Consider the following 24,660-nt stretch of genomic DNA (forward strand, 5'->3'; position numbering starts at 1 on the left):
CGGTCAGGCGGCGCCTCGCCGCGTTGTCGTCGGTCACCGCAGCACGCTGCGGCTCCCTCCTCCGCCTTGCGAGACACCACCTGACCGATCCTCGCTACGGCAAGATCCGCAGGACAGGACCTAGAGGGCGGGCGGGTCGAAGTCGAAGTCGAGCCGTTCACCGCGCATGGCGACCCTGGTGTCCGGATGGTCGTTGCCCAGCACCCGCTGGTAGCGCTCGAAGGTGTCGGCCTCCAGCGCCTGGGCCTCCTCGAAGGCACCCTCCGCCCGCAGGTCGATGACGAGGTTGTTCGCGCAGGCGAGAGTGAGCGGGTGGTCCACCCCCAGCAACTCGCGCAGCTGGGCCAGCGTCTCCTGCCCCAGCCGCCTGGCACTGGGGGCATCCCCCTGTGCCGCGAAGTCGCTGGCGAGGTTGATCGCGCAGGTGAGGGAGTAGTGGTGCTCACGGCCGAGCGTGCGGTCGAAACCCTCCAGAGAGCTCAGATCGAGCCGGCTCGCCTCCTCGATCTGCCCGTTGACCCGCAGCAGCAGCGCCAGGTTCATGTCACAGCCGAAGGTGAAGGGGTGCTCGTCGCCGTACATGCGGGGATAACGAGCCGTCACATCCCGCAGCAGCTCCAGCGCCTCGGTGATCTCACCTCTGGTGCGTTGCGCGTTGGCCAGGCACAGTGCCGCCGCGAGCGTGTCGTGGTGGTCGCGCCCGAAGATGCGCTCCTCCCGCTCGTACGTCGCCTGCGCGAGGTCGAACGCCTCGTCGATCTGCCCCACCCGCCGTTTGGCGATGGACAGATCCTTCGCCGTGCGCAGGGTCCAGGGGTGGTCCGGGCCGAGTTCCTGCACCCCGAAATCGTACGCGTCCTCGCCGAGGTCGCAGGCTTCGGCATAGTCACCTCTGAGCCGCACGATACGTGAGAGACCGTTGCCCGAGGTGAGGATGTTCTGTTTGCTGGATCCCGAGTCGGGACGGCGGTGCAGCCTGTAGGTGGTCTCCTGCAGCTCGAAGGCCTTCTCGTAGTCGCCGAGCAGCAGATAGTCGATGGCGAGGTTGTTCATGGCGCGCAGCGTCCGGTGATGCTGGGGGCCGAACACGCTCTGGTGCCGCCGCAGCGACTCCCTGTCGTGCGCCAGGGCCGCCGTGAAGTCACCTCGCATCCGCAGGTCTCCGCCATGACTGTTGGTGAGCAGGAGGGTCTCCTCGTGGTCGGGTCCCAGAACCCTCCTCATCCGCGTCAGGGTCTCGCGGTTGAGTTCGAAGGAGGCCCGGTAGTCGCCGAGCTCGCGAAGGACGATGCCGAGATGCCGCTGCGCGGAGAGCACGTGCTGGTCCTCGTCCCCGCTGTCGGCCCGCCATCTGGCGATGAAGCCCTTGACCAGGTCGCTGGCTGACTGGTAGCCCCCGGACGAGTAGAGGTAGCGCACGACGTCGAGGGCGAAGCGACGGATGCGGGGATCCTCACCGGCCTCCACCATCGCGGGTGTCATGTGGCTGAGCAGCTCGGCGTAGCGCGGCCACAGGACGGTGTCGTCCGGAAGGCCCGGCGCCGCCGCGGCGAGCATGAGGTGCACCTCGTGGCGGAAGGACACGTGCTCCTCCCAGCCCAGCTCGGCACGGAGCAGTGCCTGAACCAGCCGGTGGACCTGGATGGTCCGGTTCTCCGAGTCGATCCGCGCCAGGGCGTACCGGCCCAGCTCCCTGATGGCCCGGCTCAGCAGGATCGGATTGTCGAGAAGCGGGCCAAGACGCGACCCGGCCGCGAGGTCGTCGGGAAGTGCCCCGAACACGTCACGGGGGATGGGGTCGGGTCCGAAGAAGGCGCAGCAGCGCAGGAGCTCCACGGCCTCGGGCAGCTTCGCCTTGAGCTGTGACACCGACAGCGACCACGCCGCCGTCATGGACAGCGGATAGTCCGACGCCTTGTTGGCGTCGAGCAGCTGGGCCGTCTGCTCGTCGAGCAGCCGGAGATACTGCTCGACGGACATCCCGGTCTCCGTCTGCAGGGCTCCGGCCTGCTCCAGCGCGAGCGGGAGGTCGCCGAGCTGCTCTGCCAGCCGGTTCATGTCCTCGTGGCTGGTCGAGCCGGGGACCCGCCTGGTGAGGAACTCGATGCTCTCCGCCCGGCTGAAGACGTCGACGGGCACGGTGTCGACCACGCTCTGCCAGGCGTAGTTGCGTGAGGTGATCAGGACGTGCCCCGGGCCCCGCGGGATGATGTCGTTGATGTCCTCCGGCTGCTCGGCGTTGTCGAAGATGAGCAGCCACCGGGAGTACGGGTCACCGCGGCGCAGGGCGTCCAGCACGGCGGCGGACGCGTCCTCCACCCCCATCGCGGCGGAGGAGGGCACGCCCAGGTGCGGGGCGAGCGCGGCCAGCGAGGAGCGCACCAGCATCGGCTGGTCCGCGGGTATCCACCAGACCAGGTCGTACTCGTGCCGGAAGCGGTAGGCGTACTCGATCGCGACGTGGGTCTTGCCGACACCGCCGAACCCGTGAAGGGCGTGCGGCACCACGGCGGTGACCTCGGACGTGACGCCGGTGTGCAGCTTGTCGAGGAGGCCTTCACGACCTGTGAAGTTCTTGTTCTGCTGGGGGACCCTGCCCCAGATCTGGGGCTGGCGTCCCGGCAGGCGGGAAGTCCCCGAAGACTGTGAAATGGGCACGCGACGGCCTCCACTCGCCCGATTGGGATTCAGCTTATGGCTCCGGGCCTCCGCGAGCGCATAAGCGAAGGGGTCAGAGTCTCATTGCCGCACCTCAACAGCGGATCTCTGTCACACCCTAAAATGCCTATTTTCCGGTCAACTATATAGTCCCGCCCACCAAATTATCTTCCCGAGTACTCGCCTGAACCCCGAAAGGATGTAATCATCAAGGCGTAGGCGAGGACGCTCGGAGATCCGGGGACGCGTGCGTCTCGCCGTGGGCGCAAGGGAGTCCGCATGAGCGAGGAAGCCGCCACCGCTAACATCGATTCCGGCAAAGGTCTGATCGACCTGACGGGTCTGAACTTGGCCGATCTTGACAAAATCGGCGATTCCATCCTGGACCTGGTCCGCCGGCGAATAGCCGCCGACGGGGACGCGGGGCCGGTGGCCGGATTCGACTCCTCCATATAGAAACCTTGGTGATAACCCACCAATGTGCGACATTGGAGTGCGAGACTGGCACTTTCTGTCGACAACAATGGTGGGACCGTGGACGATGTCGACTGGCAACGGTTGATCGACCAGCTCCACAGGGGTGACTGCACCCCTTTCCTCGGAGCGGGCGCCTGCGCCGGGACGCTCCCCACCGGTGCCGCCCTGAGTAACCGGTACGCCCTCCACTACGGCTACCCGTTCTCCGACCCAGGCAATCTCGCCCGCGTGATGCAGTACGGCGCGGCGGTGGTGCGGGATCCGGTGGATCTCAAGGAGGGGGTCTGCAGGCTGCTCCGCTCCCACGGCGGGCCCGCTCCCGGCGATCCGGAAGAGCCGCACCGGCTGCTGGCCGGCTTCCCCGTGACGACGTTCCTCACCACGAACTACGACGACTTCCTGGCCGAGGCGCTGCGGGCCGAGGGCAAGGAACCCCACGTCGCCGTCTCCCCCTGGTGGGAGGCCGATCCCGCCGCCGCGCCCGTCCTGCCGGAGCCGACGGTGGACTGTCCCCTCGTCTACCATCTGCACGGAAGCTGGTCCGAACCGGCGTCACTGGTACTGACCGAGGCCGACTACCTGACCTACCTCGTCAACATGGTGGACGTCGTCGCGACCGGCGGGAGGCACCCGCTGCCGACCCCGATCCTGCGGGCGATGACCGCCCGGCCACTGCTCTTCATCGGCTACAGCCTGCAGGACTGGACGTTTCGGGTGCTGTTCCACGGCCTGATGCGCGGCACGCCGCGCAGCAACAAGCGGCGGCACGTGAGCGTGCAGCTGATGCCCGAGATCAACGGATCGGCGAGCGACGCGGAGAGCAAGGCCAGGCGCTACATCGCCCACTATCTCGACGGCTGGAACATCTCGATCTTCCTGGGGACCGCCTCGGAGTTCTGCGCGGAGCTCCGGCGGAGAATGGGACGGACACCATGACAGACGCGACTCACCGGAACGACGGGACCATCCACCCGTACGTGGGGCTACGCCCCTATGACCGCGACGAGCACGCGCTGTTCTTCGGGCGGGAGCGCGAGGGCCGCGACATCTCCACCATCTGGCAGGCCACCGGTCTCACCGTGCTGTTCGGCGCCTCGGGGGTCGGCAAGACGTCCCTGCTGCACGCGGGTGTCCTGCCGCGCATCGAGCCCGAACGCGCCGACGTCCTGCCCGTGGCCCGCGTGTCGCCCCGCGGGATCACCTCGCTGCGCCCGAGGGTCACCGGCAACCCGTACGTACTGGCGCTGCTGTCGGCCTGGGCACCGGAGGAGCCGCTGTCGGTGCTGGCCGGGCTGACGGTCTCGGACTTCCTGGCCGGACGCCCGGAACGCGTCGACCGGTACGGTGACCCGGTGCCCACCCTGGTCGCCGTCGACCAGGCGGAGGAACTGTTCGGCGGTCCGCCCGACCGGGAGGAGGAGCGCCACGCGCTGCTGCGCCAGCTCGCGCGGGCCGTCGAGGAGCACGACGGGCTCCACCTGCTGCTCTCGCTGCGCGAGGAGTATCTGGCCTCCGTACTGCCGTACGAGCGCCCGCTGGGCCGGGGCTCGCGGGCGCGGTTCCAGTTGCTGCCGCTCTCGCGCGCGGCGGCGCTCGACGCCACGACGAGACCCCTCGAGCACACCGGCCGGTCCTTCGCCCCGGGGGCCGCCGAACGACTCGTCGACGACCTGCGCACCGTCCCCTTCCTCAACGACGAGGGGCAGACGACCACGGTGACGCTCAACACCGTCGAGCCCGTCCAGTTGCAGGTCGTCTGCTCCGCGCTGTGGGACTCGCTGCCGCCGGGCCTGCACGAGATCACCGCCGAGCACGTGAACCTGCATGTGAACGTCGACCACTTCCTGACCGGTTTCTGCGAGCGGATGCTGGCGCAGGTCGCGGCCGAGTCGGGGGTCACCTCGAGCGAGATCCGTTCCTGGCTGCGCAGGACCTTCGTCACCGAGCACGGGACGCGCAACACCGTCTACGAGGGCCTCCGTGAGACGGCGGGCATGCCGAACGCCATCGCCGAGGCGCTGGAGGACCGTCACCTGCTGCGGGGCGAGCACCGGCTGGGGATCCGCTGGTACGAGCTACAGCACGACCGCCTGATCGGCTCGGTGCGCCAGTCGCAGCACCCGGCGACCTACCTCGGTGACGCGCGGGCGGCACTGGCCAGGCGGAACTGGGAGACGGCCCGCGACCTCGCGGAGGAGGCGGTCCGCGCCTCGGGGCCCGGCGAGACCTGGGTGCGGGCCGAGGCCCTGGTCGTGCTGGGGGAGGTCGCGGCGGCGGGAGGCGAGGTACAGGGGGCGCGCCGCCGGTTCGAGGAGGCGGCCGACGTGTTCGCGACGCTCCAGCGGTTCAACGGGGTGGCCTCGGCGCTGACCGCGGAGGGACGGCTCTGGCTGGCCCAGGGCGAGTACGCCAGGGCGGTGGAGCAGTTGCGCGCCGCGCTCTCCTGGGTTCCCAACGACCTGCCCGCACAACTGGCGCTCGGGGAGGCCCTGTGGCACCTGGGACAGCCACGTGCCGCGCTCGCCCTTCTCAACGGCGCCGTGGCACTCGCCAGCGAACCCCCCGTCGAGACGCTGGCGCTGCGTGGAGAGATCCTCGCCGATCTTGGAAGGCCCGGCGAGGCCCTGCGCGACCTGGATCGCGTGAGACGGCACCAGCGGCCCACCACGATCGCCGCCAGGGCGCTGGCCCTCGCCCTGGCCGGACGGTTCGACGCCGCCGGGCAGGAGATCCTCGACGCGACCGCCGACGGGTCGGAAAGCGGGCCGGTCCTGCTGCGGGCCGCACGCGTCCATGCCCTGCTGGGGCAGCACGCGACCGCCGAGGATTTCGCCTCGCGGGCGCTCGGCGCGGTCACTCCCGGGCTTCCACCGCATCTTCGGAAGCAGGCTGAGGATTTCCTCCGGAAAACGGCGTGACATCGGTTCTCGCCGCCTCCCATATGTGGTTGAACTGCTCCACCCAGTAGGTGTACCAGCGCTCGTCGCGGCCGCGGGTCAGCTCCAGATGCATGCGCGGCGAGGTCGAGGGATTGTGAAAGCCGTGAATCTCCACGATGACCCGGCCCCGCGGGGTCTCCGGGTCGAGAAGCACAAGGCTGAATCCCGGACTGTAGGAAAGGAGTCGGTACTCGAACTCGCCCACGGTCTTCCAGCCGCTCATCAGGCGGAGGCGCTCCATGGTGTTCTCCAGCGCGGCGGGAAGCCTCTGGACGGGAAACTCGATCGAGTCGTCCAGTTGCTTCGCGGCCTGCTGGACCGCCCCCTTCTCCAGGGGGTCGAGAATGACGACCCTGACGCGTCCCCTCTCCCGCGCGAGCACCGTGTTGCGCATGATCTCGCAGGTCTGCGCGGAGAGCAGGTTGACCGCGGAGGGGGCGAACACCCGGACGTCACGCGCGTGGGCGAGCAGCGACGACAGCGGCGCGCTGTCGTACACCGACCGGTCGTTCAGCAGCCCGTCGGGAGATTCGGCGGGTTCCGCGGGAAGGGTGATCCGGTAGAGCAGCAATCCCACTCCCGAGAGCAGGACCGCCCATCTGAGGTCGTCGTCCAGCGCGTCGCTGACGATTGACAGGAACGCGAAACCGAAGACGACGATCGTGAGAGCGTACGCGTCGATGTGCTGCCGAGCCTTGAAATCACTGCCGATTCTTCGCAGCCACCGCACATCGACCCCCAGCCATTCGGCACCGTCGAAACAGCTATGCCCATTGTCGGCGGTCCGGACCTCGTGGCGCGCGATGTTCCGCCCGGCGGACGGGGCCTAGACCGTGACCGGCCGGCGGCGCCCCTGACGGAGACCGTCGACGGCGAGGGCACCGCCACCGCTGAAGGCGATGGCCAGGGTGCCGGCGGCAAGGGTGAGGACGAACTCGTAGCCCCCCTCGCTCACCGAGAAGCCGGCCGGGGCGTGGGCGAAGACGATCGCGCCGAGCATGTTGAGCACGAGGAGAGTGCCGAAGACCGGCAGGGCCGCGCCCAGGATGAGCGCGATGCCGCCGACGACTTCGAGGACGGCGACCGCCGGAGCCGCGACGCCCGCCAGCGGGATGCCCAGCGAGTCGAAGAAGGCCGTGGTCTGGGCCAGCCCCATCGTCATGAACTTCTGCAGCCCGTGGACCAGGAAGACCGCGCCGATGCCGATCCGCGCCAGCAGCAGGGCGTAGGGGCGCACTTGGTCAAGCATGATGACTCCTCGCTGTCATTCGAATTTGAACCAAACCATAGTGGTTAGTTCAAATTTGAACAAGCCGTAGGATGTTCTGGTGAGCGAGACGAGATGGCTCAGCGAGAGCGAGATGGCCATGTGGGTGGCCTACCTGTCCGCGACGCATCTGCTGGAGCGCCGCGTCGAGGATCAGCTGAAAGCCGACTCGGGTCTGACCCACACCCAGTACGAGATCCTGGTGACACTCTCCGAACGCCCCGACGAGCAGATGCGGATGACCGAGCTCGCCCGCCGGCTGATCACTTCCAAAAGTGGTCTCACCTACCAGATCGGGCAGCTGGAGAGACGAGGCCTCGTCACGCGGGCGACCTGCCCCTCCGATGAGCGGGGCGTGCTCGCGGTGCTCACCGAGGAGGGCAGGCGCTGCCTGGAGCGGACCGCCCCCGGGCATGTGGCCGTGGTGCGCGCCTTTTTGATCGACCGGCTCAGCCCCGAGGAGATCGAGACCATGAGGCGGATCATGACGAAGGCCGCCGCGGCCATGGAGGCGGCGCCGGCCGGTCCGCTCCGCAACCCTCCGCCGGGCAAAAGCCCAGGTTAGCGCGCGGGCCGGGCCCGGGACCCCGGTTCTCGCTTTCGGCCACGGAACCGCGGGGAAGACGCGAGAATCCGGTACGGCTCGCACGGGGGGCATACCGTGCGAGCCGCACCGGATTCAGGGCCGCACCACCGGGTCAGGCGGCGGTGCAGCTGACCGAGGAGGGCACGCCGTTGGTCCCGGACCAGCTGCCGGTGAACCCGAAGGACGTCGAGGCGCCCGAGGAGAGGTTGCCGTTGTGGGACACGTTCCGCACCGAGACACCGGCGCCGCTCTGGGTGTGCTGTCCGTTCCAGAGCTGGGTGATGCTCTGGTTACCGGGGAACGACCAGCTCGCCGTCCAGCCCGTGATCGCCTGGGCTCCGCTGCTCTTCACGGTCACCTCGGCCTGGAAACCGCCCTGCCAGGAGCTGACCAGCTTGTAGGAGGCCGTGCAGGCCTTGCCGCCGGTCGGCGTGACGGTCGGAGTCGGGGTGGGAGTGGGAGTGGGAGTGGGAGTGACGGTCGGGGTGGGGGTCGCGGTGGGCTGCGGGGCCGCCATGGCCAGGTCGTAGGCCCGCTGCGGCACGAACTGCCCGGCCCCGGCGATGCAGCCGTCCGCCTCGCCCGGCAGCTTGATCCAGAGGAACGCGTCGATCGCCGAGTCGCCGGTGGCGTTGGTACTCGGCGTGCCGATCGCCCGGCCACCCGGGTCACACCACTCGCTGCCCTGCGGGCCGTTGCCGTTGCGGCTGGTGTCGATCACCGCGCGGAGCCGGGAGACGCCGGTGGCGGAGATGACGTTCTTGGCATAGGCGACCTCGGTGGAGTTCCACCGGTAGTTGGAGACGTTGACGGAGATGCCGTCCGCGCTGCCTCCGACGTCCGCGGCGTTCAGCCGGGCCGCGGCGTCGGAGGCCGACAGCCATCCCGAGTGCCCGATGTCGTAGTAGACCTTGGCCGAGGAGGAGGCGGCCTTCAGCTTCTTGCCGGCGTACGCCATGGAGGCGTTGGTCTCCTGCTGCTGGGAGGAGCTCATGCAGTTGGTCATGATCGGGAGCACGTCGGGCTCCAGGATGATCGACGCCGGGCGTCCCTGGAGGCCGGCTGCCAGCTCGTCGATCCACTGCCGGTAGGCCGTGTGGTTGGGCGCCCCGCCGGTGCTGGCGCCGCTGCAGTCGCGGTTGGGGATGTTGTAGACGACGAGGATCGGGACCTTGCCCGCGCCGGCCGCCGCCCCGACGAACGACGACACCTGGCCGCGGATGGTGGAGGTGTTGGTGGTGGTGTACCAGCGGGCCTGCGGCACGGCGGCGATCCGGTCGCGGATGACCGGCGCCCGGTAGTCTCCGGCGTTGGCCGCGACCCATTTGGCGGCGCTGGTCTCCGGATCGACGTAGAACGGGGAGTCGGCCGCGGAGGCGCCGGAGGCGACGGTGACCGCGGCACCTGACCCGATCACCAGAGCCGCGCAGAGCGTGGCCAGAACTGACCTTCTTGGCATGGATCGACTCCTTCGGGGGGATGTATGGGAGCGCTCCCACCATAGGCGGCCAGCCACCCCCGGATACAGCAGGCGCCCCTGCCCCCTCACACCAGGACGCGCTGACCTGTGCGAACGCCCGTCACAGTGGATGAAAGTTTCAATGTCGCGGCTCACCTCCGATCGGTGGGTGACAGCACGGGGAACCGGCGCAGTGTCGGGCTGAGCAGCGTACCCAGCGCGACAAGGGCCAGGCCGGCCGCGCAGACCAGCACGGCGGCCGGGCCCTCACCGGCCGTCATGAGGAAGCCGCCGGCCATCGGCCCCAGGGCGGCGGCCCCGCCGGAGAAGAGCCCCGCGATGCCGGACAGGCGGCCGCGCAGGTGGTCGGGGGTGACCGTGAGCTGGTAGGTCAGGACCGTGGTGTTCGCGACCGGCGCGAGGAACGCGGCACCGCCGAGAAGCACCCCGAGGAGGATGCCGCTCGGGACGAGCGCCATCGCCGCGGTCATCACCGCGGCGACGAGCGGAAAGCCGACAATGGTCAGGGCCGGCGGGAGGGCGGCGTGCAGGCGGGCCGCGGCCAGTGCGCCCAGCAGGCCCCCCGCACCGATGCACGCCATCGTCAGGCCCACCTCGCCGGCGCTCACCCCCTCCCCCGACATCGCCAGGACGATCATGACGAGCGCGCTGAAGACGAGGTTGGAGGAGACCATCCACACCAGCGTCGTCCTGATGACCCGGTGTCCCGCCACCCAGCGGATCCCCTCGGCGACGCCGCCCACGGCCGAACCTCCCCTCGGGAGCGCGGCGGGGGCCACCCGCCGCGGCAGGCGCAGGAAGAGCAGCGTGACGAAGGAGAGGCCGAGCATGATCGCGTCGGCGCCGAAGGGTGCCGTGTGGTGCAGGGTGAACAGGAAACCCGCCAGCGCGGGACCGAGCAGGGTGGCGATGAAGGGGCGCGCGGTATTGCGGGCGACCGCCTGCGACAGCTGCGACTCGGGCACCACCTGGGGAAGCGCGGCGTGCTCGGCCGGCTGGAAGACCGAGCTGAAGAAGCCCTCGACCGCGGCGGCCAGCAGGATGTGCGGGAAGGCGTAGGTGCCCAGGAGCAGCGCCACGACCACGCTGCCCATCGCCAGGGCACGGGCACCGTGGCACAGCAGCATGACCTTCTTGCGGTCCCACCGGTCGGCGACCACCCCGGCGGGCACGTTCGCCACCATGTGCGCCACCGCGAGCACCGACGACGCGAGGCCCATCTCCAGCGGCGAGCCCGACATGGCCAGGATCAGCAGCGGGAAGGAGACGAAGGTGATCTCACTGCCCAGCTCGGAGAAGAGCTGGCTGGTCCACAGGATGTTGTAGTCGCGGTTGCGGGACAGGCGGATCGGCCCGCCGGCCACGTCACCGGCCATGTCACCGGCACCTGCCTGCGCGGTGCTCATCGCGGCGTCAGCCTCCCCCGCCGGGGGCGTCGTTCTCGTCGCGCGCCCGCCGGGCCAGCCGTCCGGTGACCTGGATGAGATCGATCCCTCCCGTCTCCGGATCACGCAGGAAACGGCCGGTGTAGGTGGTACGGCCACCGGCCGTTTCCCGCATCGTGAAGCGCAGTCCCTCGAAGCAGCTCAGCTCGAACCGCTCAGCCTCGCCCGTCGTCAGGCGGAGCCCGCCCGCACCGTCCGCGACGACCGTGAGCTCCATCTCCCCGTTGACGTACCGGCCGGCGCATTCCGGTGGTCCTGACGTCCGCAGGGCCGGGTCGGGCGGCGCCGACAGGCCGCGACCTCCCACGGCCGGTCCCGCCGAGCGGAGCTCCGCCAGCAGGTCCTCCCAGAGCGCCGGTCCGGTGGCGGCGTTCGCGGTCAGCGCGACGACGGTCCCGCCCGCCGGTTCGAACCGCAGGTGGCAGGAGGTTCCCTCACCGGTGCCGTCGTGCCCGAACCAGTCGGGCCCGGCGTCGTGGTACATCGCCCAGCCAAGCCCCCAGGAGTCGGCCATGCCGAACGGTCCGGCCGTCACCCCCGCGAGCTGGTCGCGGCGCATCTCGCGGGCGGAGTCGCGGTCGAGCACCGGATGGAGCGCCGGGTGGGCCAGGTGCATCAGCGCGAACGTGACCAGATCGGCGGCCCCGAGGGCGAGCCCGGCACTCGGCGCCGCCACCTTCGGCAGGGTCTGCCAGGTGACCGGCAGCATCCGGTCCCGCGGCTGCCGCACCGTGTGGCCGTCCACCACCGGCCGGAACCCCGACGGCGGCCCGACGACGAACGCCGGCGCGATGTCCAGCGGCTTCAGCAGGACCGCCTCCATCGCCTCCCACCAGCTCATCCCGGTGATCACCTCGACGAGGTGGCCCGCCAGGATGTAGCCGATGTTGGAGTAGGAGAAGACGGTCCCCGGCGGGTGCGCGGTGCCGGACTCGCGGCAGTGGCGCGCCACCCACCGCCACCGGGCCCCGGAGTGGTCGCCGCCCTCGTCGATGTTCGAGGCCAGCCCGCTGGTGTGGCTGAGCAGCCGCCGCGCCGTCATCCTCGGGCCCGGCCCGCCGCGTCCGGCCCCCACCTCGGGCACGTACTCGGCCAGCGGGGCGTCGAGATCGATGTCGCCGCAGGCCGCCAACGTCATCACCAGCGTCGCGGTGAAGGGTTTGGTGAGCGAGCCGAGCGGAAAGGCGGACCGCCGGGTCACCGGCTCGCCGGCCCCGTACGTCTCCTCGCCGGTCTCGGCGGTGACGGTCTCACCCGCGTGGTGCACGGCCAGCTGCGCCCCCGGCACGCGGTGCTCGCGGGCCAGCCGGGCCAGCCGGGCGGGAAGGTCGACGTCCACGCTCACTCCCTCTCCGCCCGGCCGGCGGCCGGATCGATGTGTGCGGCGACGGCGCGCAGCGCCTCCAGGAGGTCCTCCGCCAGGCGCTCGACCGTGGCCCGGTCGTGCACGCCGACCACGTGGCGCCAGTCGAAACGCAGCCTGCCGTCCGCCGGGTAAGCGGTGATCTCCAGGGTCCGGGTGCCCGGCGCGACCGGCTCCGCCCGGCGGGCGGGCGGCGGGGAGTGGAACGAGCGGTAGAGAACGCTCTCGCCCGGGTCGACCGGCTCGTGGAAGGCGAAGGCCACCCGTGGCCGGTCCCCTCCAGGCGGTCGCGGGGCAGCCGAGCCCCGCGGGGCGAGGTGGCGCAGCACCCCGTAGCCCAGGCCGGCGCTCGGAACGGCGCGCAGTCGCCCGCGTACGGCCCTGACGATCGCGGGCCAGTCGGGCGGGGCCCCGCCGGGCGTGTCCCCGAGCACGACGGGGAACGTGCCGGCGAACCGGCCGACGGTGCGGGAGAGGTCGACCCCGTCGAAGATCTCCTCCCTGCCGTGCCCCTCCAGCTCGACCAGCACGCGGTCAGCGCCCGTCCAGCGGCACAGCACCCGCCCCAGCGCGCCGAGCAGTACGTCCCCGGTCCCGGCGCGGAACGCCGCGGGCGCCGCGCGCAGCAGCGCGCCGCTCTCGCCCTCCCCGAGAAAGACGGACACCTCGCCCGCGACCGGCGGCGCCTCACCCGGCCCCCCGGGCGGCGGCGCGGTCTCGGGCAGCGCGGTCCAGTAGGCCAGTTCCTCGTCGAACCCGCCCTCCGCGGCGTGCCCGGCCAGCATCCCCGCCCAGTGCTGGAAGGAGGAGGGCTCCGGTCCCAGGTCCACCGGCGTTCCCGCCACCGACTGCCGGTAGGCCCGCTCCAGGTCGTCGAGCAGGATTCGCCAGGACCGGGTGTCGGCCGCCAGCGGGTGCACGGTGAGGCAGAGCCACGGCCGCCGGCCCGGCCCGAAGTCCAGCAGCGAGGCCCGGAACGGCTCCCCGGCCGGATCGAGGCCGCGGGCCGCCTCGTCGGCCGCGAACCTGTCCACCGCCTCCCGCACGGCCGTGATCTCCGGCGGGCCGGACTCCGCGGCCTCTCCCGCGCCGGATCCGGCCGCGGCCCGGAGGTCGAACCGGCGTAGCGGGTCACCGGCGGCGGCCGACGGCGCGGCCCGCTGCCACCAGGAGCCGTCCGCGTGCTCGAAGCGCGAGCGCAGCGCGTCGTGCCGGGCCACCAGCGCGGCCAGGGCCGTGCGCAGTCCCTTCTCGGCGGTCCCCTCGGCCAGCTCGACGAGGACCGGCCTGGCGAGGAGGTGCGGGGACGCCCCCCTGGTCTCGACGAACTCGCGCTGGCCGGGTGTCAGGGGTGCCGGGCCGTCCACCCGCGGGCCGGGTGCCTCTCCCGGCCCGGCCGCCGTCGCGAGCCGTGCCACGGTCTGGTGCAGGAAGAGATCCTTGGGCGAGAGGCGCAGCCCCGCGTGTCTGGCCCGGTGGATGACCTGCATGGTCAGCAGCGAGTCGCCGCCGAGGTCGAAGAAGTTGTCCTGCACACCGATCCTGGCCGCCTCGATGCCGAGGACCTCGGCCCAGATCCCGGCGAGCAGCCGCTCGGCCGCGTCGCGCGGGGCGACTCGCCCGGCCCCCGCACCGCCCTCGGGAGCGGGCAGCGCGCGCCGGTCGGCCTTCCCGCTCGACGTCAGCGGAAGCTCCTCCAGCAGGACGAAGAAGGCGGGGACCAGGTAACCGGGCAGGGAACGCCTGGCGTGGTCGCGCAGCTCCGCGACCGACGGCGGCGTGTCCCCCGCGGGCACCAGGTACGCGGCCAGCCGCCGGTCGCCCGGCCGGTCCTCCCTGACCACCACCGCCGCGGACGCGACGCCCGGGTGGCCGAGCAGGACGCTCTCGATCTCACCGGGCTCGATCCGGAACCCCCGGATCTTCACCTGGTCGTCGACCCTGCCCAGGAAGGTCAGCACGCCGTCGGCCCGCCACCGGACCATGTCCCCGGTACGGTACATCCGCGCCCCGGCGGGACCGAACGGATCGGCGACGAAGCGTTCGGCGGTCAGCGCGGGCCGGCCCAGGTAGCCGCGGGCCACGCCGTCCCCGGCGATGTACAGCTCCCCCGGCACGCCCGGGGGCACCGGCTGGCAGAGCCGGTCCAGCACGTACACCCGGGTGTTGGCGATCGGCACTCCGATGGGGGGCGCCACCGTGTTCCCCGCCTCGACCGCCGCCGTGGTGGACCAGATCGTGGTCTCCGTCGGCCCGTACAGGTTGGTCACCGACCGCGCCGAGGCCGCCAGCGTCCCGGCCAGGTCCGCCGGCAGCGCCTCGCCGCCGACGAGGACCCGCACGCCCGCGAGGGCCTGGCCGGTCTCCTCGGCCACCGCCCGCCAGAGGCTGGGCGTCGCCTGTATCACCGTCACGGATTCCTCGGCGATGACCTGTCGCAGCCGCCAGGGGTCGTGGACCAGCTCGCGGCCGGCCAGCACCACCGTCGCACCGCTGATCAGCGGCACGAACAGCTCCAGGCCCGCGATGTCGAACCCGACCGTCGTCATCGCCAGCAGGCGGTCGCGCGGGCCGAGGCCGAACCGGTCCCGCATGTCCACCAGGAAGTTGCGCAGGTTGCCCCGGGAGACCACCACCCCCTTGGGTCTGCCGGTGGAGCCCGAGGTGTAGATGGTGTAGGCCGCGCCGTCCGGATGGAATCCGCCGGTGACGGGGTCGGTGACGGGGCAGCCGTCCAGCGCGGCGAGCACCTCGGGGTCGTCGAGAAGGATCCGGGGCACCTCCTCGAAGGCACCGGCCAGGATCTCGGCCTCGGCTCCGGCGGTCAGCACCAGCGCGGGGCCGGCGTCCCGGAGGAGGAGCGCGACGCGCTCCGGCGGGTGTTCGAGGTCCAGCGGCAGGTAGGCGGCGCCCGCCTTGAGCACCGCGAGCGCCGCCACCACCAGGTCCGCCGTCCGGGGGAAGGCCAGCCCCACCAGCGTCTCCGGGCCGACACCCCTCGAGCCCAGGTGATGGGCGAGCCGGTTGGCGCGCGCGTTCAGCTCCGCGTACGTGAGCGTGAGGTTCCCGCGGACCAGCGCGGTCGCGTCCGGGGTGGCGGCGACCTGGTCCTCGAAGAGCCTGGAGAGGTCGGCCCGCGGGATCTCCCTGCCGGTGTCGTTCCACTTCACCAGCGACCGCTCGCGCTCGGCAGTGGTCAGCAGGCGAACCTCCGACAACCGGCGCTCCGGATCCTGCGCCACGGCGTCGAGCAGCATCACCAGGTGCCTGGTCATGCGCTCGATCGTGGTCTCGTCGAACAGGCCGGTGCTGTAGGCGACGGCCACGGTCAGCGCGCCCCGGTGCTCGTAGAAGTTCACGATCAGGTCGTGGCTGACCTCGCCGCTCGTGACGAGCAGCGTCTCGGCGCGCAGCCCCGGCAGGCCCTCCTCCCGCGCCGGGGTGTTCTCCAGCACCACCATGACCTCGACCAGAGAGGTGCGGCTGGGGTCCCGCTCGGGCCGCATGATCTCCACCAGCCGCTCGAACGGCACGTCGTCGTGGGTGAACGCGTCAAGCACCGTCGCACGGACCTGGGAGAGCAGCTTCCCAAAGGACGAGGACTCGTCCACCAGGGAGCGCAGCACCACGGTGTTGACGAAGAAACCGACCAGCCCCTCCAGTTCGGCCCGGTTGCGGCCCGAGGTCGCCGTGCCCACCGCGACGTCCTGCTGGCCGCAGTAGCGCGCGAGCAGCAGCTGCGTGGCGGCGGCCAGCACCATGAACAGGGTGGCGTCGTGCCCGCGTGCCACGGTTCGCAGCCGGTCCACCACCTCGGGCGGCATCTCCACCGTGTGCGTCGCGCCGGCGGAGGCGCGCACGGCGGGTCTCGGCCGGTCCACGGGCAGTGCCAGCGGGGCGATCCCGTCGAGCCGCCGCTTCCAGTAGCCGATGTGCCCGTCGAGCGCCGGCCCCTCCAGGTGCTCCCGCTGCCAGGCGGCGTGGTCCGCGTACCGTATGGGGAGCGGCGCGGGTTCGCGCCGCTCGCCGCGCGTCTCGGCGGAGTAGAAGGCGGCGAAGTCCTCGGTGAGCACCCCCATCGACCACCCGTCGGTCACGATGTGGTGCATGAGCAGCGCCAGCACGTGGTCGGCGGCGTCCAGGCGGATCAGCACGGCCCGGAACAGCGGGCCACGCCGCAGGTCGAAAGGGCGCGACGCCTCCTGTTCGAGCTGCCGCCACAGCGCGGCCTCGCGCTCGCCCGCGGGTGTCCCCTCCAGGTCCACCGTCTCGAAGGCCGCCTCGAAGGCCGCCTCGGAGGGGGGATGGATCGTCTGCGTGCCCCGTCCCCCGACGTCGCCGAACGTGGTGCGCAGCGACTCGTGCCGCCCTACCAGCCGCCGCAGGGCGATCCGGGCCGCACCGGCGTCCAGCTCGCCGCGGAGTCGCAGGGCGAGGGCCGTGTTGTATCCGGTGCCGCCGGGTTCGAACGCGTCGAGGAACCACAGCCGCTGCTGGGCGAAGGAGAGCGGCAGGTCGTCGTCGCGGTCCACCACCTCGATCTCGCGCCGGCCGCCGCCCGGGTCGGCCCCGCCGAGCAGGGGGGCGAGCGTCGCGATGGTCGGCGTGTCGAAGAGCTGCCTGGGCGGCGGCGCCGAGCCGAGCGCGGCCCGGACCCGCGAGATGATCTGGATGCTGAGGATCGAGTCGCCGCCGAGGTCGAAGAAGTTGTCGTGCACCCCGACCCGGGCGGCGTCCACTCCGAGCACCTCGGCCCAGATCGCGGCCAGCAGGCGTTCGGTCGCGTCGCGGGGGGCGACGTACGCCGTGCCGGTGTCGGCGCCCCTGCCGGGGTCGGGCAGCGCGCGGCGGTTCAGCGTGCCGCTCGGGCTCAGCGGCAGCGCCTCCAGGGTCACGAACCCCGACGGTACGGCGTGTCCCGGCAGGACCCCGCTGAGGAACTCCTTCAGCTCCCGGGCGTCCGCCGGCTCGCCCGCGGACACCACGTAGCCCGTCAGCCGGACGCGGCCGGGGGCGTCCTCCCAGGCGGCGACCGCGGCGGCGGCGACGCGGGGGTGGCGGGCCAGCGCCGACTCGATCTCGCCCAGCTCCACCCGGAATCCCCTGATCTTGACCTGGTCGTCCGCCCGTCCCATGAACTCCAGGTTCCCGTCGGCGCGGCGGCGCACCAGGTCTCCCGTCCGGTACATCCGGCCCTCGGCACCGGGCGCGAACGGGTCGGTCAGGAACCGCTCCGCGGACAGCTCGGCACGGTTCCAGTAGCCCCGCGCCACCCCGTCGCCGCCGATGTAGAGCTCTCCGGCGACGCCGAGCGGCACCGGGCGCATCTCCCCGTCCAGCACGTAGACGCGAGTGTTGACCAGTGGCCGTCCGATCGGGACGAACGCCGCCTCGCCCACCGGATCGCCGCCCAGCTGGAAGACCGTGGAGTCCACGGTCGTCTCGGTCGCGCCGTAGGCGTTGACGACCACGGTGTCCGGTCCCACCCCGCGCAGCACCTCCTCGGAGTCGCCGGTCGGCCAGCCCTCCGAGCCGACCATCAGGACGCGCAGCGAATCCAGCCGCACGCCGCGCCGCCCGGCCTCCTGGACCAGGGCCCTGGCCAGTGACGGGACCGTCACCAGGATCTCCGCCCGGGTGCGGGCCAGCGTCTCCAGCAGGGTGGGCGGGTCCGCCACCGCCTCGGCCGGGCACACCGCCATCGTCCCGCCGAACAGGGCCGACAGCAGGAAGTCGCCGAAGAACAGGTCCACCGAGAGGCTCGACACCGACAGGGACCGAGGCCGCGTCCCGGACAGTCCGTAGCGGGCGTCCCAGGCGCGCACCATGTGGTGGACGTTGCGGTGCTCGACCATCACCCCCTTCGGGCGGCCGGTGGATCCCGAGGTGTAGACGATGTAGGCCAGGTCCGCCGGGGTCACGGCGACGTCCGGCGGCGACGCGGGCAGGCCGTCGAGGACGGCCCGGTCCCGGTCCAGGCAGACGAAGGACGCCGGGGACCCGGCCACCCGGTCCAGCAGCCGCCGCTGGGTCACCACGACCGGGGCCGACGCGTCCTCCAGCATGGTCGCCAGCATCCGGGGCGGGTAGCCGGGATCGAGCGGCACGAAGGCGCCTCCCGCCTTCAGCACCCCCAGCAGCGCGACCACGGCGTCCACGCCGCGCTCGACGCACACCCCCACCGGCACGCCGGGGGCCGCCCCCAGCTCCACCAGGCGGTGGGCCAGCCGGTTGGCCCGCTCCTCCAGCCCGGCGAAGGTGAGCTCGCCGTCACCGTGGCTGACGGCGACGGCGTCCGGGGTGCGCCCGGCCTGCTCTGTGAAGATCTCGTGGACGCACCTGGCGGGCGTGAACTCCACGGCGGGGCCGTTCCACTCCCCCAGGAACCGCTCCCGCTCGGGCGCGGTGAGCACCGGCAGGTCCGCCACCGGGCTCTCGGGGGCGGACACGATCGCGGCGAGGACCGTCTCCAGGTACCCCGCCATGCGTTCCACCGTCGGCTCGTCGAACGAGGCGGGGTCGTACCCCAGCGCCAGGGTCAGCTCCTGTGCCGCGTGGGCGGTGAGCGTGAGCGGGTAGTTGGTCTGCTCCTCGCCCCGGTGGTCGCGCACGCGCAGCCCGTGCCTGGCCGCCGCGTCGGGGTCGTACGGGTAGTTCTCGAACACCACGACGCTGTCGAACAGGTTGGTGCCCCTGGGCACCTCGGCGCACGCGTGGATCCGCGCCATCGACAGGTACTCGTACTCGCGGGACGCGGCCTGCGCGTCCTGCAGGCCCCGCAGCCAGGACATCACCCGCTCGGTGCCGGCCGCCTCCGTCCTGACCGGCACCACGTCGACGAAGAGCCCGATGATCGACTCCGAACCGGCGAGCCCGGCCGGCCGGCCGGAGACCGTCGCGCCGAAGCAGACGTCCCGCTCCCCCGCGTAGCGGGAGAGCAGCAGCGCCCACGCGCCCTGCAACAGGGTGTTGACGGTCAGCCGGGCGTCCCTGGCGCACTCGTACAGCGCCCCGGACAGCTCCTCCGGCAGCCGTAGCCGCACCTCCCTGGAGGAACGCGCCCCGTGGGCCCGCGCCACCGGCCTGTCGAACGGCAGCCGGGTCGGCGCGGTCATGCCCGCGAGCACCCCCCGCCAGTGCCGCTCCGCCTCGGCCTGGTCCTGGCGTGCCAGCCACCCGACGTACTCCCGGTAGGGCGGGCGGTGCGTCACCGTGCCGGTCCGCCCCGTGGTGAGGGCGGCGTACTGTTCGAACACCTCCGACAGCACGTGCGAGGAGCTCCAGCCGTCCAGCGTCATGTGGTGGGCCGCCCACAGCAGTCGCACCTCGGTCTCGGACAGCCGCACGAGGTCCAGCCTGGCCAGCGGCGCGACGGCCAGGTCCAGCCGCCGCTCGGCCCGGCGTTCCCACAGCCTCCGCACCGCCTGCCGCCGCTCGGCCTCCGGCAGGTCCCGGAGGTCGTGGTGGGTGACGGGGAGCCGCACCCCGCGGTGGACCACCTGCACGGGCTCGGGGACGCCCTCCCAGATCACCGCCGTACGCAGGGCGGGCGTGCGGTCGACGACCCGCTGCCATGCCTCGGCCAGCGCCACCGGATCGGTGACCCCCTCCAGGACCATCGAGTAGTGACCGGCGTAGATGTCCGACTCGGGCTCGGCCAGCGAGTGGAAGAGCATGCCGTGCTGCATGGGCGTCAGCGGGTAGACGTCCTCGATTCCCCTGCCGTCGCCGGCCAGCCGGTCCACCGTGGCCTGGTCCAGCCCGGCGAGCGGGAAGTCCGAGGGGGTGCAGCCGCCCGCGCCCGGCTCCGCGCAGTGCTCGACGATCTCCGCCAGCGCCGACATCACCCGCTCCGCCAGCGCCTCGACGCTCTCCCCGCGGTGCACGGCCGCCGAGTACGTCCAGCGGAACTCCAGCTCGTCGCCGTCGACGAGCCCGGTGATCTCAAGCAGGTGCCGCCTGATCTGCCCCGGGCTCCGCTCGGCGCCGGGGTGGGGCAGCCGCCCGCGCAGCAGCCCGCCTCGGCCGCCGGATCCGGCCTCGACGCGCCCGAGGTAGTTGAACCCCACCTGGGGAACGCGGCCCGGCGGCCGGCCGCCGGGCGCGCCGAGATAGCGCAGCGCGCCGTATCCCAGCCCCTGGCTCGGCACCGCGCGAAGCTGCTCCTTGACCGACTTGAGCGTCTCCCCCCAGCCGGGCGCGGCCGGGAGGCGCAGCGCGACGGGGAAGACCGTGGTGAACCAGCCGACGGTCCGCGACAGGTCGACGCCGGGGAACAGGTCGGCGCGGCCGTGGCCCTCCATCTCGACGAGGGCGGTGTCGCCGCCGGTCCACTCGCACAGCACCCTGCCCAGCGCGGCGAGCAGCACGTCGTTGATCTGGGTTCGGTAGACCTCGGGCACGTCGCGCAGCAGCGCCCGGGTGCTCTCCGCGCTCAGCCGCGCGGTCACGGTACGCGTGGACGCGACAGTGTTCTCGATGTGCCCGCCGTGCCCGCCGTGCCCGCCGTGCCCGCCGGTCCCGTGCTCTCCGGCGATGTCCACCGGCAGCGCGGCGGCCCCGGCCGCGACCTCGTCCAGGCGGGTCCAGTGGTCCAGCTCGTGGTCGAGGCCGCCCGCCGCCACGTGGTCCGCGAGACGGTGGGCCCACTCCAGGAAGGAGGTCGTCTTGGCGGGGAGCCGGATGTCCTGGCCCGCCTCGGCCTGCCGGTAGGCGGTCTCCAGGTCCGGCAGCAGGATCTGCCAGGAGACGGCGTCGACCACGAGATGGTGGGCGGTCAGGAACAGCCGGGGGCGGTGCGCGTCGCCGAGCACGAAGAGCAGCGCCTGGAAAAGCGGGCCGGTGTCCAGCCGGAACCCCTGCTGCGCGGCCAGGATCTCCTCGCGCATCCGCGTCTCCCGGTCGGCGGCACCGATCTTGGACAGGTCGATCCGCCGCAGCGGCTCGCCGTCCTCGGCGGCGGCGTTGTGCTGCCGCCACCGCCCGCCGTCGTGCTCGGCGCGCAGGCGCAGGGCGTCGTGGTGGGCGGGCAGCGCGGCCAGGGCGGCGCGCAACGCCTCCTCGTCGGGCTCCTCGTCGAGTTCGACGAACATCGCCTGGTTGAACCGGTCGACGCTGTCGGCGAGGTTCTCGAAGAACCAGTGCTGCACGGGCGTGAGCGGGACCTCTCCCGACACCGCCCGCTGCTCGGCGCGTGGCTGTTCCTCGGCGACCGCCTCCGCGGCCAGTTCCGCGACGGTCTGGCGCAGGAAGGTCTGTCTGGCCGTCACGCGCAACCCGGCCTCGCGGGCGCGGGCCACGACCCGCAGGCCCAGGATGGAGTCGCCCCCGAGGTCGAAGAAGTTGTCGTCCACGCCCACCCGGTCCACGCCGAGCAGTTCCGACCAGACCTCGGCGAGGATCCTCTCCGCGGGTGTGCGGGGCTCGACGTAGCGTGTCCCGGCCTCGCGGTCGCCGGTGGGCTCGGGCAGCGCGCGCCGGTCCACCTTGCCGTTGACCGTCAGCGGCAGGCGTTCCAGCGTGACGAACGCCGAGGGCACCATGTGCTCGGGCAGTCTCGCCCGCAGGAAGGCGCGCAGCTGGGCCGGGTCGGGTCCGCCGGAGGCGGCGGGGACGAGATAGCCGACGAGGCGCAGGTCGCCCCGGGTGCCGTAGCTGACGGCCGCCGCCGCCGTGTCCACCGCGGGGTGCCCGGACATGACGGCCTCGACCTCGCCGAGCTCGACCCGGAAACCTCTGATCTTGACCTGGTCGTCGGCGCGGCCCGCGTACTCCAGCTCGCCTCCCGGCAGCCAGCGCGCGCGGTCGCCGGTGCGGTACATGCGGGTGCCCGGCGGGCCGTACGGGTCGGCGACGAACCGCTCGCCGGTCAGTCCGGGACGGCGCAGGTAGCCGCGGGCCAGGCGGGGCCCGGCGAGATAGATCTCACCGGGGACGCCGACGGGCGCCGGACGCAGCCGGTCGTCCAGCACGTAGGCGCGGACGCTGCGGAACGGGCGGCCGATGGGCACCGTCCCGGTGCGGGCGTCGTCGGGAGTCAGCGCCCGCGTCATGGTGGCGCCGATCGTGGACTCGGTCGGCCCGTAGCCGTTGAACATCCGCCGTCCGGCCGACCAGTCCCGCACCAGGCCCGGGGGGCACGCCTCACCCGCGACGACCAGGGTCGTCCCCTCGGGGACGGCGTCGGCGGGCAGCACGGTCAGCGCGGTCGGGGGCAGGGTGAGGTGGGTGAGACGCTCGGAGCCGATGAGCTCGGCCAGCGGAGCTCCCGGCGCCCGCTCCTCCGCGGTGGCGACCACCAGCGTGCCACCGGACAGCAGGGCGAGCATGAGCTCCCAGAAGGCCCCGTCGAAGCTGAAGGACGCGAACTGCAGCACCCGCGTCCCCGGCCCCGCGCCCAGCCGCTCGCGCTGGGTGAGCACCATGTCGTACAGGCCGGTGTGGGGCACCACGACCGCCTTGGGGCGCCCGGTGGAGCCGGAGGTGTAGATCACGTAGGCGGGATGCGCGGGGTCTGAGCGGAGCGTCCGGGGTTGCTCGGCGAGCGGGGCCACGGTGTCCGGCGCGTCCAGCGTGACGAGGGGGACGCCCCCCGGCAGCCGCTCCGCCACCTCGGTGGTGGTCAGGATGAGGATGGGAGCGGCGTCCTCCACCATCGTCCGGACGCGCTCGGCCGGGTGGTCGAGATCCAGCGGCAGGTACGCGGCACCGCTCTTCAGGACGGCGAGGATCGCGACGACGGTCTCGGCCGACCGGGGGACGGCCACGGCCACGATCCGTTCGGGACCCGCGCCCCGCCCGGCCAGCAGCCGGGCCAGCCGGTCCGCCCGCCCGTCCAGCTCGCCGTAGGTGAGGCTCCGCCCGGCGTGGACGACGGCGACCGCCGAGGGGTCGGCCGCGACCTGCTCGGCGAACAGTTCGGGAACCGTGCGCGGCGCGGGGCCGCCGCCCTCGCCGCACCAGGTGTCGGTCAGCAGCCGGTGTTCCGCGGCGTCCAGGAGGGGAAGGTCGGCGATCGGCCGGTCCGGGTCGTCCGCGATCGCGGTCAGGAGTGTCAGCAGGTGACCGGCCATGCGCCCGGCGGTGGCCGGGTCGAACAGGTCCGTGCTGTATCCGAGGTGGGTGACGAGCGCGCCGTCACGCTCGTAGAAGTCGAACGAGACGCCCATGGGCGCGACCAGCACCGGCGGACGGATCTCCTCCACCCGGACGCCGGGCAGCTCGACGACCCCGCGCGGCGCGTTCTGCAGGTTGACCGCGACCTCGGCGAGCGGGAGCCGGCTGGGGTCGCGCTCGGGCCGCAGGACCTCCACGAGCCGCTGGAAGGGCACCTCGTCGTTGTCGAAGGCGTCCAGGACCGTGGAGCGCGCCTCGCCCAGGAAGGCGGTGAACGGCAGGGACTCGTCGACCTGGCAGCGCAGTACCAGGGTGTTGACGAAGAAGCCGATCAGCCCCTCCAGCTCGACCCGGCCACGGCCGCTGGTCGCGGTGGCGACCGCGACGTCCCGCTGCCCGGAGTAGCGCGCGAGCAGGATCTGCACGGCGGCGACCAGGGTCATGAACAGGGTGGCGCCGTGCTCGCGGCTCGTCTCCCTCAGCCGCGACAGCACGGCCGGGGGCACCTCGAAGACATGGGCCGCGCCCGCCGAGGTCCTGACCGGCGGCCGCAGCCGGTCGGTGGGCAGATCCAGCGGGGCGAGCCCGTCGAGCCGCTCGCGCCAGTGGGCGAGCATGCCGTCCAGTGCCGTACCGGACACCCGGTCCTGCTGCCAGGAGGCGAAGTCGGCGTAACGCAGGGGCAGCGGCGGAAGCGGAGACGGCTCGCCCGCGATCCCCGCGGCGTACAGCGCGTTCAACTCCTCGGCGAACACGCCCATGGACCAGCCGTCGGTGACGATGTGGTGCGTGCTGAGGGCCAGCACGTGCTCGTCCGGCCCGAGCCTCAGCAGTCCGGCCCGGAACACCGGGCCCCGGCGCAGGTCGAAGGGGCGCTCCGCCTCCCGTAGCAGCCAGTCGCGCACCGGCGCCTCACGGTCGCCGTCCGCGGGCACGCGCGCCCGCGTGACCTGGATCGGCACCTCCGCGGCCGGCTGTACGGTCTGCACGCCCCTGCCGTTCACCGAGTCGAAGGTGGTGCGCAGCGACTCGTGCCGCTCCACCAGGCGGTTGACGGCGAGCCTGAGCACGTCCAGGTCCAGGTCACCGGTCAGCCGGAGCACCAGCGGGACGATGTACTCGGCGCTTTGGGGGTCCAGCTCGTACCTGAACCAGAGCCGCTGCTGGGCCGGTGACTGCGGCGACGCCTCCCGCGAGGGGGTCCGCGGGATCCCCTCCCTCTCCGGGGAGGCGGGGGCCTCGCCGGCCAGCCGCCGGAGCATCGCCTCGCGCAGGTGGTCGGGCAGTGCGGCCACCCGGCCGTCACGCGAAGAGGGGGCGTTCAATGTGT

The 24,660-nt window shown here is 72.4% G+C and carries 11 protein-coding genes; 4 read left to right on the forward strand and 7 right to left on the reverse strand.

Annotation, left to right across the window (positions count from 1 at the left end; translation table 11 throughout):
- Positions 1–120: 120 nt before the first annotated feature.
- Positions 121–2,658, reverse strand: coding sequence for an FxSxx-COOH system tetratricopeptide repeat protein (fxsT, locus tag ABZU75_RS25485; protein ID WP_355558941.1), 2,538 nt, complete (start codon positions 2,656–2,658; stop codon positions 121–123).
- Positions 2,659–2,937: 279 nt separating this feature from the next.
- On the opposite strand from fxsT, the gene fxsA reads away from it, so the two are divergent.
- The 3 genes from fxsA (at position 2,938) to ABZU75_RS25500 (ending at position 6,053) form a co-directional block, all read left to right on the forward strand.
- Positions 2,938–3,114: an FxSxx-COOH cyclophane-containing RiPP peptide gene (fxsA, locus tag ABZU75_RS25490; protein ID WP_350961881.1), complete on the forward strand. Its 177-nt coding sequence runs from the start codon at positions 2,938–2,940 to the stop codon at positions 3,112–3,114.
- 78 nt (positions 3,115–3,192) lie between these two features.
- Positions 3,193–4,071, forward strand: a complete 879-nt coding sequence (locus tag ABZU75_RS25495) for an SIR2 family protein (RefSeq protein ID WP_355558946.1) — start codon at positions 3,193–3,195, stop codon at positions 4,069–4,071.
- Positions 4,068–6,053: a tetratricopeptide repeat protein gene (locus ABZU75_RS25500; RefSeq protein ID WP_355558949.1), complete on the forward strand. Its 1,986-nt coding sequence runs from the start codon at positions 4,068–4,070 to the stop codon at positions 6,051–6,053. Before ABZU75_RS25495 ends, ABZU75_RS25500 begins: the two co-directional genes overlap by 4 nt.
- Here the strand turns inward: ABZU75_RS25500 and ABZU75_RS25505 are convergent.
- Both ABZU75_RS25505 and ABZU75_RS25510 read right to left on the reverse strand, forming a co-directional pair.
- On the reverse strand, positions 5,989–6,804 hold the full coding sequence (locus ABZU75_RS25505; protein ID WP_355558951.1) for a hypothetical protein: 816 nt from the start codon (positions 6,802–6,804) through the stop codon (positions 5,989–5,991). The two genes, ABZU75_RS25500 and ABZU75_RS25505, sit on opposite strands and share 65 nt — an antisense overlap.
- Before the next feature lie 96 nt (positions 6,805–6,900).
- Complete coding sequence (locus tag ABZU75_RS25510) at positions 6,901–7,323, reverse strand: DoxX family protein (RefSeq protein WP_355558954.1); 423 nt, start codon at positions 7,321–7,323, stop codon at positions 6,901–6,903.
- A gap of 79 nt (positions 7,324–7,402) precedes the next feature.
- On the opposite strand from ABZU75_RS25510, the gene ABZU75_RS25515 reads away from it, so the two are divergent.
- Positions 7,403–7,906, forward strand: a complete 504-nt coding sequence (locus ABZU75_RS25515) for a MarR family transcriptional regulator (RefSeq protein WP_355558957.1) — start codon at positions 7,403–7,405, stop codon at positions 7,904–7,906.
- A gap of 133 nt (positions 7,907–8,039) precedes the next feature.
- Here ABZU75_RS25515 and ABZU75_RS25520 read toward each other — a convergent pair whose 3' ends face one another.
- The 4 genes from ABZU75_RS25520 to ABZU75_RS25535 form a co-directional block, all read right to left on the reverse strand.
- Positions 8,040–9,386 carry a glycoside hydrolase family 6 protein gene (locus ABZU75_RS25520; protein WP_355558960.1) on the reverse strand — a complete coding sequence of 449 codons (1,347 nt, stop codon included), beginning with the start codon at positions 9,384–9,386 and terminating at the stop codon, positions 8,040–8,042.
- Between the two features lie 152 nt (positions 9,387–9,538).
- Positions 9,539–10,813, reverse strand: coding sequence for an MFS transporter (locus ABZU75_RS25525; RefSeq protein ID WP_355558963.1), 1,275 nt, complete (start codon positions 10,811–10,813; stop codon positions 9,539–9,541).
- Between the two features lie 7 nt (positions 10,814–10,820).
- The gene (locus ABZU75_RS25530; RefSeq protein WP_355558966.1) at positions 10,821–12,191 is read right to left on the reverse strand and encodes a serine hydrolase domain-containing protein; all 1,371 of its coding nucleotides are present in this window, start codon (positions 12,189–12,191) and stop codon (positions 10,821–10,823) included.
- A 2-nt stretch (positions 12,192–12,193) separates the two neighbouring features.
- On the reverse strand, positions 12,194–24,655 hold the full coding sequence (locus tag ABZU75_RS25535; protein WP_355558969.1) for an amino acid adenylation domain-containing protein: 12,462 nt from the start codon (positions 24,653–24,655) through the stop codon (positions 12,194–12,196).
- Positions 24,656–24,660: the final 5 nt, after the last annotated feature.

This window comes from Streptosporangium sp. NPDC005286 (assembly GCF_040607515.1).
GTDB lineage: Bacteria > Actinomycetota > Actinomycetes > Streptosporangiales > Streptosporangiaceae > Streptosporangium.

What these genes read in the sequence shown, in the direction of transcription:
- fxsA (WP_350961881.1), top strand. Translation starts at nt 2,938, where the DNA reads ATGAGCGAGGAAGCCGCCACCGCTAACATCGATTCCGGCAAAGGTCTG.
- ABZU75_RS25500 (WP_355558949.1), top strand. Translation starts at nt 4,068, where the DNA reads ATGACAGACGCGACTCACCGGAACGACGGGACCATCCACCCGTACGTG.
- ABZU75_RS25510 (WP_355558954.1), bottom strand. Translation starts at nt 7,323, where the DNA reads ATGCTTGACCAAGTGCGCCCCTACGCCCTGCTGCTGGCGCGGATCGGC.
- ABZU75_RS25520 (WP_355558960.1), bottom strand. Translation starts at nt 9,386, where the DNA reads ATGCCAAGAAGGTCAGTTCTGGCCACGCTCTGCGCGGCTCTGGTGATC.
- ABZU75_RS25525 (WP_355558963.1), bottom strand. Translation starts at nt 10,813, where the DNA reads ATGAGCACCGCGCAGGCAGGTGCCGGTGACATGGCCGGTGACGTGGCC.